Source organism: Hominimerdicola alba, assembly GCF_900109655.1.
Taxonomy (GTDB): Bacteria; Bacillota; Clostridia; order Oscillospirales; family Ruminococcaceae; genus Hominimerdicola; species Hominimerdicola alba_B.
The window spans coordinates 95,940-109,315 of sequence record NZ_FOAT01000010.1; the positions used below are offsets into that span (position 1 = coordinate 95,940).

Below are 13,376 nucleotides of genomic sequence, written 5' to 3' on the forward strand. Positions count from 1 at the left end.
GAAGATGAGGATGCGCAGAACATTCCAATAAGGGAGGACACTCGATGAGTGAGATAAATGCGAAAGGGAATCCGCTTCTTCAGATCGACACTGGGTTTCGTTCTTACCTGAAAGCTTATACGCGATCGTACCAGAGCCATATGGTGGACGGCAGTCTTGATTATGCCTTTGAGTCCGACTTTGCGGTTAGGCAGAAGATAATGAGTCTGGGGGGCAGCGCAAAGCTGTTCAAGGCGGTAAATACACAGGATATCGCGGCGGAAGCGAAGCATCTGTTCGTAAAGTGCGATCAGGTGGGTCCGCTGAAATATCCCGAGATATATGATAAAGTAAGAAAGTGTGCGGAGCGACTGGAGCTTATCGTACCGATAGTATTTGTCCGTGAGGACATGGACAGACCGCTGGCGTATTCCATAGCCAGTGATCTTATAGAGCCGTGCATAGTGCTTACAAAGCAGCTGGTGGAGTTCTGCAGTGATGATGAACTCATGCTGCTGATGGGAAGCGAGTGCGGCAGAGTGCAGAACAATCATTGCACATTTAATATGGCATACACTTACCTTAAAACGAACAATGATGTATACAGACCGATAGAACGGTTTTATACACAGACCATCGGCAGCCAGCTTTATTCGGCACTGGTGCAGTGGGTAAAGTATGCAGACGTTACAGCCAACCGCGCAGGTATGATATGCCTTGATAAGCCGGGTCAGTACCTGAATATCATGTGCGGGCTGTACCGCAAGGGCTATGTGGATTTCTACGGACGTTCAGAGCCCGGTATAAATTTTGACGAGATGAGCAAGCTGAGCGAGCAGATACACGGCAGTACTTCAAGAAATCTCAGCATAGACAAGAACCTTTCGGATATCGAGAGATGTCTGCTGGCAAGCAACGAGTTCTTGTACTGCAAGACGCTCTATTCATGGCGCGAGGACGTTGTGGATATCGAGGGTCACGCTGAGAGTGGGCAGATCTGTGATGTGCGCACTAGCGTCATCGTCGGGAACGGAGGTTAGCTATGAGAGATAATGAGAATCTTATGGCTTCCGACGAGAATATAGTCGCCGTAAGAGAACAGCTCAGCGAGATAATCGAAGATGATAAGATAGCTGAGATATTAGGCAGGGAATGTGTGGAGCACCTGAAAGAATTCAGGGCTCTGGTAGACAAAAGGTGTGAAGAGCCTTTCACGCTGGTGATACTGGGTGACTTCAAGCGCGGCAAGAGCACCATAATCAATGCGCTGCTGGGCAAGAAGCTGGCACCTATAAATGTCACTCCCGAGACCTATACCATCAACGAGATATCCTTCGGGCATACCCAGACCGTTGAGGCTATACTTGAGAACGGTCAGAGAGTGCCGCTGGTACTTGAAGATATCACAAGAGAGAATCTGGAGAAGAGAATGAAGCTCTTCCCCGCGAAGATAAGCTGTGTGCAGATAAAGGACAATGCACCGATACTGAAAAGCATGAGGATAGTGGATACTCCCGGTCTTTCTGACCTGGAGAGCCTTGACAAGCAGGTTCAGGACTACATAGTTAATGCAGATGCCATAATGTACGCGGCAAGCTGTCTGCTGCCATTCTCAGAAAGTGAGCAGGTATTCCTGGCAACACACGTATCGCCCCAGAGGTTCGGTATGCTGTATGTGCTGGTGAATATGATAGACGCTCTCAACACCATGGCAGATGTCAAGAAGATAATGCGCAGGTTCAGGGGAATATCCGAGAGGATAGTGCCTAATGCCTTCGTATACGGCATCAGCGGCGGTGACGAGCTGAAGCGCAAGCTTGGCGAGGAAAGACCCGAAGACAAGGGCACAAGAGAGTTCTATGAGACCCAGTTCTTCCAGTTTGAACTTTCGCTGAAAAGGGATATCATCATGCAGAAGGACGTTATACGCTCAAAGCGTGTGCTGACAATGCTTGACCGTATGCACGCGGAGATAAGCTCACGCCTGCGCATGATAAGCGATATGGCTGATATGGACAAGCAGCTTCTTGAAGATAAGGCAAGAGAGTTCGAGGAGAAGTGCGACCAGCTGGCTGCCGAGCTTGAAAAGAGAAAGCCTATGCTGCATCTTTCCATACTTGAAATGCAGCAGGAAGCCGAAACATGGATGTATGAGTTCTTTGCAAAGCTGAGGACAAGTATACTTGAATGCAGAGCTAAGGACGAAATGGGCGAGGATATCTATTCCCCTGAGGATATAGAGAAGTACTTCTATTCGTTTTTGATGGAGAAGGTCAGCGAGGCTTACCGTACCTGTATAGAATGCCACAGGGACGCTATAACCGAGCTTACCGACAAGATGAGCCGAGAACTTGCTCAGGCGCTTGGTATCACCAATGTGGCTGAGGTTAGCAAAGCACCGTCTGTTGACAGGCTGATGAAGTCCGCCAACAAGAATGTCACCAGAAGCGTTATGGGCGTTAAGCTCTTTGGTACCAGCGAGAATTTCTCGCCTGCTGCCATGAGTACTTTCTCGCTTATTATGAAAAAGAAAAAACAGACCGATATCATCGACATCGCACTTGAAAACTACGACGAGATACGTATAAATATAGTCAAGGATATCAAGACTGTATATCAGGATCTTGAAGTCAAGGCGATATCCAGACTGGAGAGCCTTTACCAGTACCAGGTGGAGCTCAGCAGGAATGCTATTGACCAGGCTAAGGAAATGATGGATAACGAGGACAAGAGCGAACTGCTTGAGACTCTTGCGGACGCATTGAAGCGTCTGGAAGCACCAAAGCAGATATTGGATGCAAATCTGCCGGCATAATAGCAAACAAAGGTAAAACTGCCAAAGAATCAAAGCGCGCGGTTTATGAGACTGCGTCGGCATATGTTTCGCGCCAGCAGACTCAAAAGTGAAGCGGCAATAATCAAAAAACGAGCGTGGACATTTGATTGTCCACGCTCTGTAATTTTGTTATTGCCGCGCCTTTTTGACATTATGGGTAGCTTACTGTTCTGTTTATTGCGTTGTTGCTGCGTCACTTTTGCTACTTGACCTCTTACTTTGCAGTTTTTCAAAAACAAAGCTTGATGATCTCTTTCATCACGCTGTTATCGTTATTTGACCCTGTGGAGAAATTTGCCGCTTTCTTCACCAGCGAATGAGAATTCTCCATAGAAAAACTGTAGTAAGAATTTTCCAGCATCTCGATATCGTTGAGGTAATCACCGAAAGACATGGTCTCACCGTAGTCAACGCCCAGTCTGTCCTGCATTTTATGAAGTGCAGAACCTTTGGTTATGCCGTGGTTCATGATATCTACCCAGCGGTCGCCTGAAAGCTGAACGTTGAAATAATCGCCGTAACGCGCACGAAGCTTGGGATAAGCCGTATTCTCGATACTTCCTTTTCTTTCAAAAACCGCTACCTTGAATATCTCATCATCAAAGGCGGAAAGATCTTCCATATACTGCTCGTTGATGTAGTACTTGCGTATCTCTTCAAGCTCGGCAGCTTCTCTGCCGTTGTGCCATGTGCCGTGCTTTCCGCACAGGAGTATCAGCAAGTCCTGCTCTTCGCAGAAACGCACCATATTGTGTACAGCGTCATCAGGAAGCACCGACATCGATACTACCTCGCCCTTGTCGTAGACGTAAGCGCCGTTATCGCAAATGAAAATAAGATCATCCATGTAACTTTTGAACTGCTGTTTCAGCGTACAGAAGCTACGTCCGCTGGAAACCGCAAAGCGTATATTTCTGCTGTTCAGATTCTGTAATACGGTGTCAAAATTCTCAGGCAGGCGCTTGCTGTCATCAAGCATTGTGCCGTCAAGATCGGTGGCTATCAGCTTTATCATGATTACCTCATTTCTGCCCTTAAAAGGGACGTTTCCGCCGTTCACAAACAAAGATATTATAAAGGATTCCGACAAATAAATCAACACTTTTTTATTCACTTTTCAAAACTTTGTAGACATCTATATATTTGACATCACATAGCGAAAATAGTTGAATATTTTGCATAAATCTCAACAAGGAACATACTATTTATATATAAGAATATTATACCTGATGTGACAATCTTCTGAAATATGGCTCTAAGTAATTGACATTCGTGAAAAATGTGTTACAATTATTAATGAGATATATAGCTTTGCGGACTTTTGGGCAATTGTCTAAAACGCTGAAAATAAAAAAGGATTCTTGACAATTGTCACAAATGGGATTAAAATAGTATTCGCAAAAGAATCATCAGAATAAACAGTGTGAGTTTTCATTCATTCCGTCAAATCCCAAACCATAGAGAATACGGCATAAATGAGAACTATTTATTTTGTTTATCAACGGTAGATCAAGGAGAATCAGATAATGAAATTTTTAAAGAAAATCGGCAGCAAGCTGAAGAACTTTTGTAAGGATAACCCTCTTCTGCTTTCATTCGTTGCCATTTCGGTGATCAACGCATTTTTGCTGAGAATATTCACTGTACACACTGCCTATAATCAAATAAAGCCTCTTATGGCAGATACCGCGGCGATGCTTCTGATGGGCGCTTTCTCGTTCTGCTTCAAAACGCTGAAAGGGCGATTCAGATACCTTATGACTATGAATGTCATAAATCTGATATTCGTGGCAGGCAATTCAATATACTACTCGAATTTCAGGTCTTTCCTGTCATTCTCGTTGCTTTCGACAGGTTCACAGCTTCCAGGCGTTATGGATGCGGTCTTCAAGAATATCATGGAAGCTAAAGACCTTATTTACCTCTGGTCGATACCTGCGCTGGCGGTAGTTTACCACTTCTGCAAGAAAAAGACCCGCGAGTACGAATCACAGTCAAAGCAGAAACAAAAGCGAAGCAAAAGTTTTGGGTTCACAGCTGTGTGCGGGCTTGTGCTTCTGGGAATATTCGCCGCTACCCTCACCGGTACCGATTATTCGAGACTTCGCAAGCAGTGGAACAGAGAGTATGTACTGGGTACTTTCGGTATGTACGTCTACCAGACCAGCGATGCGATATCAAGTGCATATTCCCGTATAAATCTGGTATTTGGGTACGCTGAGAAAAAGGAAGCTTTCGATGAATTCTACGATGAAAAGAACGAGAATAAAGATGAGAAAGCTGCCGCTGCCAAGAACGAGTATACTGATATATTCAAAGGCAAAAATGTTATCGTTATACATGCAGAGAGTATTCAGCAGTTCTGCATGGATACCTACATAAACGGCGAGGAGCTCACTCCGAACCTCAACAAGCTGGCAAAAGAAGGTCTTTACTTCAAGAACTTCTATGCACAGGAAAGCGTAGGTACCAGCTCGGATTCCGAGTTTACATTTTCATCGTCACTGATGCCTGCATCAAGCGGTACTGTTGCGATAAACTACTGGGACAGAGATTATGCTACCACCCAGAAGATGCTGAAGAATATGGGCTACTACACTTTCAGTATGCACGGCAACAACGGTTCTTACTGGAACAGGCTGAATCTTCACAGCTCTTTGGGTTATGAAAAGTTCTACAACTACACCGATGATTTTGTGATAGATGAAACTATCGGTCTGGGTCTATCGGACAAGAGCTTTTTCAGACAGGCTGTGCCGAAGGTCAAGGAGATAGATGTTGAGCATCAGAACTGGTACGGCTGTTTCATCATGCTGACAAACCACACTCCATTTACGGATATCGAGCGTATCAGCGATTATGATATTTCATTCAGGTACAAGAAGTACAACGAAGATACAGGGCTTTACGAAGATGTATCCGCACCGTTCCTGGAAGGAACAAAGCTCGGTTCCTACTTCAAATCCGTACATTACGCAGATGAAGCACTCGGACAGTTTCTTTCCGATATGGACAAGGAAGGTCTGCTGGAAAACTCGATAGTAGTGCTTTACGGCGACCACGATGCAAAGGTAAAGGCGACCGAGTATGAGTACTATCTCAACTATGACCCCTTCACTGAGACTGTCCTCACTGAGGATGATGCGGGATATATCCCTGTTGACGACTTCTACTACAACATCAACCGCAACACACCGTTTATCATATGGTCAAAGGGCGGCGAGTGCAAACCCAAGGAGATAAATCAGGTAATGGGTATGTACGATATCCAGCCTACCCTGGGAAATATGCTGGGATTCGATAACAAGTATGCGCTTGGTCACGATATTTTCTCCATACCCAACGATGAGGAGAACGTGGTGATATTCCCCAACGGAAACTTCATAACCGATACTATCTACTACGACAGCCAGAAGGCTATGTATTTCGACCTTGAAGACTACAAGAACGTTATGACTCAGGTATCCTGCAACCAGGTTTACAAGGACACTCCGAACCCTATATTTGATGCTACAAAACACGGGCTGTTCAAAGTATCGGTGGATGACGATTACTGTGCAGAAAGCTGTGAATACCGAATTAATGACGGCGCAGTGGACGATGATTATATACAGTCCTACGCCGGATATGCAGAGGAGATAATCGATATATCAAATGCGATTATCTACTATGATATGATAACAAAGACCGAACAGGGCTTTGAACAGAGTGTGGAAGCACAGTTTGACAGCGACAGCCACACCGAACTTTTCACTCCGCCCGAACTTGGCAAGCGCCGCACGGGAATACCGATGTGATAATAAGCAAGACATAAGAAACTGCCAAAGAAGAGAGCTACCCGCAAGCCTTTCGCTAAAGGCTTGAGCCAAAGCTCTCTTTTTTGTATCTAATGCAAGTTTGTGTCCATCACTTTTGTTGACATTCTTGCCCCGATATGCTATATTTGGTGTAATAAAGGAGGCAGAAAAATGGCAAAAGTAATATCATTGTGCGGGCTTATATGCACAGGAAAATCAACCTATGCCCAAAAGCTACGCAAAGAAATGAAAGCGGCGCTTCTCTCTGTAGACGAAATAACCCTTGCGCTTTTTCATTACGATGTAGGCGAAATGCATGATACATACGTCGAAAGAGCTGAAAAATATATCTACGCAAAAGCAGTTGAACTCACTGAAGTTGGTATAAGTAGCGTGCTTGATATCGGTCTTTGGACAAGGGCGGAACGCGATGAGATACGAGCATATTTTGCAGAAAAAGGCATAGATTTCGAGATACACTATCTTACCGTTCCTGGTGAAGAATGGCACAGACGAATAGAAAAACGCAATGCGGATATCACCGCAGGAAAATGCCGGGCATATTACGTTGACAGCGGACTTGCGGAGAAATGTCTCGGGCTGTTTGAACCGCCGATGGCTGACGAAGATATCTACAACGTATGCGATAACTGAAAAGGAGATCAAATGGATATTATTTTCGATATCGGCAAGGTGCTGATAGATTTTGACTTTGAGGAATTTGTAAAAAGATACGTCGGCGCTGACAAAGCTGACTGCGTAACAAATGCGATGTGGGGAAATCCCGACTGGATAGAGCTTGACAGGGGAGTGCTTCCCGTGGAGGAAGTTCTGCAAAAATTCATCGCCCAAGCCCCCGACTGCGAATGGGAGATACGCCGCGTCTTTTCACAGCTTGGCAATATACCCGATCTGCGCCCCACCACCATACCGATGATAGAAGAGCTCAAACGCCGCGGGCACAGGGTATTTTACCTCTCAAACTTTTTTGAGTTCCTCATGCACGCCGCTCCCGAAGCGCTGAGATTTACGTGGTATATGGACGGCGGAATATTCTCCTGCAACGAGAAACTTGTGAAGCCTGACCCTGCAATATACGAGCTTCTCTGTGAAAGATACGGCATCTCAAAGGAAAACGCCGTCTTCATCGATGACAGCCCCAAGAATGTCATAGGTGCCGAAAATGTGGGCATTAGAGCCATACTCTACAAAAATCAGTCCCCGGATGAACTGTTTTCACAGATAGGGATATAGGCAATCAGCAACGCGCAAATTTAGCAATAATCGGTCAGAATAATGTGAGATATGTCTTGCAAAGAATGTGGGTTAATGGTACAATATCCTTAAAATCAGACGCATAAGGAGCAGACAATATGTTAAGGATAGCTAATACAGAAAACGGCAAAGTCCGCGGACTTCCTGCCGCTGACCCTAGGATAACCTCATTTAAAGGCATACCATTCGCAGCACCACCCGTGGGTGAAAACCGCTGGAGAGCGCCTCAGTGCTGCGAAAACTGGGAGGGTGTACGCGATTGCTTTGAATTTGCACCTATCTCAGTGCAGGATACCCCCGGTATCGGTGATGATATCTACTGCCGCGAATGGCACGTTGACCCCGAGATACCCATGGGCGAGGACTGCCTTTACCTGAATATATGGACGAATGCGAAAAAGGGCGATGAAAAAATGCCCGTGCTGGTATGGTACTTCGGCGGAGGTTTTCAGTGGGGCTATACCGCTGAGATGGAGTTTGACGGCGAAAGGCTGGCAAGGCGCGGCATAGTTGTTGTCACCGTGAATTACAGACTGGGTGCTTTCGGTTTTCTGGCACACCCCCAGCTTACGGCTGAACAGCCTGATGCCCCCTGCAATTTCGGAAGTCTCGACCAGCAGGCTGGTCTCAGATGGGTGCGCAGAAATATCGCTAATTTCGGCGGCGACCCCGATAATATCACAATCGCGGGACAGTCCGCAGGCGGCGGAAGCGTTTTGTCGCAGATGGCTTGCAAGGGCAACGCAGGGGATTTCCAGAAGGTTGTTGTCATGAGCGGTATGTTCAAAAGCCCTTATGTCAGAAACGATTTCTTTATCCCACGTTCTCTTGAAGATGCAGGAAAACTGGGTGTTGAACTGTTTGATGCCCTTGGCGTAAAAACTCTTGAAGAAGCGAGAAAGCTCGATGCGCAGTTTATCCGCAGAACTTATTCCGATCTGAGAAACAAGACAGGTGTAATGTTCACCATTGTCAATGACGGTCTTTTCTGCACAGATGATCCCTTGGATCAATTCTGTGACGGTACCCGCAACCGTGTGCCTGTCATGGGCGGCAATACAGGTGACGAGTTCTTTGAGTTCATACACGCCGAGAACGATGATGAACTGAAGTCGCTGGCGGTGAAGTATTTCGGCGATAAGGCAGAAGACTTCCTTTCTCACCCCGAGGCTAATATACACTGCGAACAGGGCTATGCCCCTGTATCAGCCCCCGAGATCGGTGTCAAGACAGCGTTCCTCGCTGAAAGCAGGATGGCTGATGCAAAGCCCTGCTATTATTACCGCTTTGTTCCCGATATCCCCGGTGATGATCACCCCGGTACTTTCCATTCCGTAGACCTCTGGTTCTTCTTTGAAACGCTGGCTAAGGATAACAGACCATTTGAGGGCAGACACTACGATATCGCAAGGCAGATGTGCGACTACTGGGCTAATTTCATAAAAACAGGCGATCCCAACGGATACGATATAAACGGCAATAAGCTCCCCGAATGGAGACCATATACCGATGATGACCGTGCCGAGATGGAGTTCACCCCCGACGGTGCTGTTGCAGGCGTTGAAAACAGCTCATTTACAAAATTTTTGCTTGACCATGTAAAATGAAGGAGGACATAATAATGAGCAAAAAACAGGCTTTTAATCCGTATCTTCCCAGCTGGGAGTACATACCCGACGGCGAACCCTATGTGTTCGGTGACAGGGTGTATGTGTACGGTTCACACGATTTCTGGAACGGCTACGTGTTCTGCATGGGCGACTACGTATGCTGGTCAGCACCAATAAATGACCTTGGCAACTGGAGATACGAGGGTGTTATCTACCCCCGCAACGCCGACCCTCTCAACAAGGACGGTCATATGTGCCTTTATGCCCCCGATGTTACCGTGGGCCCCGATGGCAGATACTATCTCTATTACGTGCTTGATAAGGTGGGCGTAATGTCCGTTGCAGTATGTGACGAACCCGCAGGCAAGTACGAATTCTACGGATATGTCCACTATATGGACGGCACTAAGCTGGGCGAGCGCGAGGGCGATGAACCCCAGTTTGACCCGGGTGTTATCACTGAGGGCGATGTTACCTATATGTACAGCGGTTTCTGCGGCGCAGGTGACAAGTCACGCACAGGCTCAAAAGTAGTTACCCTTGATAAAGATATGCTCACCGTACTCACCGAGCCGAAACTTATCGCACCTGGCAGCTGTTACAGCGCAGGCACCCAGTGGGAGGGACACGCATTTTTTGAAGCCTCCTCTATACGCAAGGTGAACGGCAAGTACTATTTCGTATATTCTTCCGAAGTTATGCACGAACTCTGCTATGCAGTAAGCGACAGCCCTCTGGAGGGCTTCAAGTATGGCGGAGTGCTGGTCAGCAATACCGACCTGCATATCGATACCTATAAGCCCGCCGATATGCCCACCTGCCGCGGCGCAAACAATCACGGCAGTATCATCGAGATAAACGGCGAGTGGTATATCTTCTATCATCGCCACACCAATGGCACATGGTTCTCACGTCAGGGCTGTGCCGAAAAGCTTACGCTGAAAGAAGACGGCAGTTTCCCTCAGGTGGAGATAACTTCCTGCGGACTCAACGGCGGACCTCTTGAGGGCAAGGGCGAGTATCCCGCTTATATCGCTTGCTGTCTGTTCACCGAGAAGAAAGAACTCTACATCGGCGACCTTAACTCGCCCCGCATAGTGCAGGACGGCAAGGACGGCGATGAGGAGATAGGCTATATCGCAAATATATGCGACGGCACCAACATCGGCTTCAAATATTTCGACTGCAAGGGCATAAAGAGAATCAGCATAGCCACCCGCGCATACGGCGACGGTGTTTTCCAGATAAAGACCGCATGGGACGGCGAAGTACTTGGCGAGATAAATGTTGTGGGCAATAATGTGTGGACAACATCGGGCACAGATGTTGCTATACCCGACGGCGTAAATGCCATCTGGCTGACCTACAAGGGCAGCGGCGGCCCTCAGCTGAAGTCCATAACGCTGGAATAAAGCCATAATATTGAATAACCATCCGCCCGCGGAAATTTCCGTGGGCGTTTTGGATTTTTCTGAAACATTTTTGCAGACAGTACCGTCTATTAGAGCGAGAGGACAAAGTTACCCACAAATCATTTGCAAAAAAAATTTTTCGGAGTGAAACTTTTTTGTAAGACGATCCGTCTATTAAAGCGAGAGGGCAAAATCCCCGCGCAAATCATCTGCAAAAAATTTTTTTTCGGAGTGAAACTTTTTTGCAGGACAGTCCGTCTATTAAAGCGAGAGGGCAAAGTCCCCTAAGAAAGGAGGAGGTGAGAGCCGTGAGCGAAGTAAACGTCAGGGAACGTTTTGAGATGATATACAACAAGACCTATGACTACATATATAAATACCTTATCATCAAATCCGATTCCCGCGAAACTGCCGAGGATATCCTGCAAAGCGTCTATCTCAGCTTTTACAAGCGTATGCTGGCAGGTGAAAAGATACTCGACCCGAAGCATTACTTACTGAGAAGTGCAAAGCACGGTCTGGCAGACCACTACTCATCAAAACGCATAACGGAAAGTCTTGATGACAGTATCGAGATAGTAGACGAAAAGGCGCTGGACAGTCTGGAGAACGACGACGGCTTTGCTTATGAAGAGATACTTCAAAGCCTGAAAAATTCGGACGAAGTCACTTACAGGATATTCCTTTTGCACTTCGGTCACGACTATACCATCGAGAAGACAGCAAAAACGCTGGGGCTGGCGGAATCCACGGTTAAATCAAAGATGTACCGTGCATTGAAAAAGCTCAGAAAACAACTAAAGGAGGGTGAGAGATATGCGGTTTTCGGAAGGGATAAAGAGATACGATGAAGAGACAAAGAAAAGGATATTCGATGAGATAATCGCAGCCGTAGAGAAAGACAGCGCGGCAGTAAACTCTCACGCAGACAACGAAACAGCTGTCATAGCACAGCAGAATTTGGAGGACAACACTATGAAAAACACAGAAGAGAGAGCAAGGATAAGAAGCAGCAGAGGCGGTATGATAGCAGCAGCTTGTGCTGTACTGGTAGTCGGCGGAGGAATCTTCGCGGCAGGACACACGAACGGAGGCAGCAAAGGAACAGCTCCCGGCTCAGCGGGAACAACATCATCAGTTTATACAACAGATGCCGAAGATGAGGTATCGTCTGAGAGCACCGCAGAAAAAGATGAAGCTTCGACCGTGGATGAAGCAGACAGTATGACGACCGATGATATAGATTATGACAGATGGGAAAAATGGCGCGAAGAAGCGGACGAGGATACTATCAGACTTGTAGACAGTTCCGACTTCATAGGTATGGTGCAGATCGAGGACATTCGGCAGGAAACAATAGACGGAGTAGAATATACTGATTATCAATGTGTGCTCGAGGATGAAGAAGGTCATTGCGGTTTGGTTTTCGCGCTCTGTGGAGATGAGCTGCCCACAAAGTTCGGTTTACTGGAGAAAACTTATGAGGGAGATCAAGTCCTTGCTAAGGGTGATAAGATCTTTGTGTTTGCAAAGAACGGCGTTCAGAACGGAATAGACGAATTTTGTTATGAACTGACCGATGATTATACGATGTTCAGATGGGACGATGAAGTTAAGAGGTACACCAATGTATACCGTCCGGGTCATATTATAACCGATACTTCCGAGGGTATATACGGCGATTATCTCTGGGGACTATATGAGATGGGTCTGGATAATTACTACAAGGATATGCTGTGGGCAATGTGCAGCAGCAGAAATCTTGATGCAGCTAAAAACTGGTGCGCTTACTATGGTCTTCCATTTGAAATCGTTGTTGAATCCGGGCAGGATTTCAAAGAGGGTTCTTTGATCGGTATTTCATGGGCAAATACCATAGACCAAAACGGAATAACTGTTTCTGTAAGCGATGGTCTTAGCTTTATAGGCGAAAATGATAAGGGCGAAGAATCTCAGGTCGCGATCGAACTCAACGTAAGGGACAAAGGCACAACTATCAAGGAATTTGCAGACTACAACCTCGAACTGGGCGGACTTTTTTATGAAAAGGACGAAAACAACTACGGCGTGGTCATAGATGTTACCAAAAAGGACGGCAGTAAATTCTCTTACGAAGACTGGGCTGAAAATCACATGGATCTGGTCTACGGAGATCTTGATCCGATAATGTCGCTGACATATTCAAGCTATATGGATTCGGGACTAAGCTGGCTTGCAGACGACGGTTCAAAGATGAGAGTTGCTTGCGTATTCCATGCTAAGGTGAACTTTTCTTATGTGGACAGCAGTGTTCCCGTTACATTACAGGTCAATAAAATAAGAAGAGAAAACGGAGAAGAGGAAGAAGGTCTTTTCGAGGCGACCTTCAATATTGATATAACCGATATCAAGTGATTTTTTCAATATACAGACAACAGAACGAAAAAACGGAGCACCGCAGTGATGCAGTGCTCCGTTTTTATGCTAT

Annotated in this window: 10 protein-coding genes; 9 read left to right on the forward strand and 1 reads right to left on the reverse strand. The window is 46.4% G+C overall.

What is annotated here, in order from left to right:
* Positions 1-44 precede the first annotated feature (44 nt).
* Both BMY75_RS11550 and BMY75_RS11555 read left to right on the forward strand, forming a co-directional pair.
* Positions 45-1,019: a M48 family metalloprotease gene (locus BMY75_RS11550; RefSeq protein ID WP_074834018.1), complete on the forward strand. Its 975-nt coding sequence runs from the start codon at positions 45-47 to the stop codon at positions 1,017-1,019.
* A 2-nt stretch (positions 1,020-1,021) separates the two neighbouring features.
* Positions 1,022-2,794: a dynamin family protein gene (locus BMY75_RS11555; RefSeq protein WP_074834022.1), complete on the forward strand. Its 1,773-nt coding sequence runs from the start codon at positions 1,022-1,024 to the stop codon at positions 2,792-2,794.
* Between the two features lie 250 nt (positions 2,795-3,044).
* Here BMY75_RS11555 and BMY75_RS11560 read toward each other — a convergent pair whose 3' ends face one another.
* Entirely contained in the window at positions 3,045-3,830 is a 786-nt protein-coding gene (locus tag BMY75_RS11560) for an HAD family hydrolase (RefSeq protein WP_074834061.1), read from the reverse strand.
* 511 nt (positions 3,831-4,341) lie between these two features.
* Here BMY75_RS11560 and BMY75_RS11565 point away from each other — a divergent pair.
* The 7 genes from BMY75_RS11565 to BMY75_RS11595 all read left to right on the forward strand — a co-directional run bounded on the left by BMY75_RS11565 (position 4,342) and on the right by BMY75_RS11595 (position 13,303).
* Positions 4,342-6,612 (forward strand): LTA synthase family protein, encoded by a 2,271-nt coding sequence (locus tag BMY75_RS11565; protein ID WP_242940228.1) that lies wholly within the window; start codon positions 4,342-4,344, stop codon positions 6,610-6,612.
* A gap of 171 nt (positions 6,613-6,783) precedes the next feature.
* Complete coding sequence (locus BMY75_RS11570) at positions 6,784-7,266, forward strand: P-loop nucleotide/nucleoside kinase family protein (protein ID WP_074834025.1); 483 nt, start codon at positions 6,784-6,786, stop codon at positions 7,264-7,266.
* 12 nt (positions 7,267-7,278) lie between these two features.
* On the forward strand, positions 7,279-7,866 hold the full coding sequence (locus BMY75_RS11575) for an HAD family hydrolase (RefSeq protein WP_074834026.1): 588 nt from the start codon (positions 7,279-7,281) through the stop codon (positions 7,864-7,866).
* A gap of 119 nt (positions 7,867-7,985) precedes the next feature.
* On the forward strand, positions 7,986-9,494 hold the full coding sequence (locus tag BMY75_RS11580; RefSeq protein ID WP_074834027.1) for a carboxylesterase/lipase family protein: 1,509 nt from the start codon (positions 7,986-7,988) through the stop codon (positions 9,492-9,494).
* Between the two features lie 14 nt (positions 9,495-9,508).
* Entirely contained in the window at positions 9,509-10,909 is a 1,401-nt protein-coding gene (locus BMY75_RS11585; protein WP_074834028.1) for a family 43 glycosylhydrolase, read from the forward strand.
* Positions 10,910-11,217: 308 nt separating this feature from the next.
* Positions 11,218-11,760, forward strand: coding sequence for an RNA polymerase sigma factor (locus BMY75_RS11590; RefSeq protein ID WP_074834029.1), 543 nt, complete (start codon positions 11,218-11,220; stop codon positions 11,758-11,760).
* Complete coding sequence (locus tag BMY75_RS11595) at positions 11,726-13,303, forward strand: hypothetical protein (RefSeq protein WP_074834030.1); 1,578 nt, start codon at positions 11,726-11,728, stop codon at positions 13,301-13,303. The genes BMY75_RS11590 and BMY75_RS11595 overlap by 35 nt, the downstream gene beginning before the upstream one ends.
* The last annotated feature ends 73 nt before the right edge of the window (positions 13,304-13,376 follow it).

Excerpts from the sequence above, each read along its gene's own strand:
- BMY75_RS11560 (WP_074834061.1), bottom strand. The coding sequence starts at position 3,830 with ATGATAAAGCTGATAGCCACCGATCTTGACGGCACAATGCTTGATGAC.
- BMY75_RS11565 (WP_242940228.1), top strand. The coding sequence starts at position 4,342 with ATGAAATTTTTAAAGAAAATCGGCAGCAAGCTGAAGAACTTTTGTAAG.
- BMY75_RS11570 (WP_074834025.1), top strand. The coding sequence starts at position 6,784 with ATGGCAAAAGTAATATCATTGTGCGGGCTTATATGCACAGGAAAATCA.
- BMY75_RS11595 (WP_074834030.1), top strand. The coding sequence starts at position 11,726 with ATGCGGTTTTCGGAAGGGATAAAGAGATACGATGAAGAGACAAAGAAA.
- BMY75_RS11575 (WP_074834026.1), top strand. The coding sequence starts at position 7,279 with ATGGATATTATTTTCGATATCGGCAAGGTGCTGATAGATTTTGACTTT.
- BMY75_RS11585 (WP_074834028.1), top strand. The coding sequence starts at position 9,509 with ATGAGCAAAAAACAGGCTTTTAATCCGTATCTTCCCAGCTGGGAGTAC.
- BMY75_RS11580 (WP_074834027.1), top strand. The coding sequence starts at position 7,986 with ATGTTAAGGATAGCTAATACAGAAAACGGCAAAGTCCGCGGACTTCCT.
- BMY75_RS11555 (WP_074834022.1), top strand. The coding sequence starts at position 1,022 with ATGAGAGATAATGAGAATCTTATGGCTTCCGACGAGAATATAGTCGCC.
- BMY75_RS11550 (WP_074834018.1), top strand. The coding sequence starts at position 45 with ATGAGTGAGATAAATGCGAAAGGGAATCCGCTTCTTCAGATCGACACT.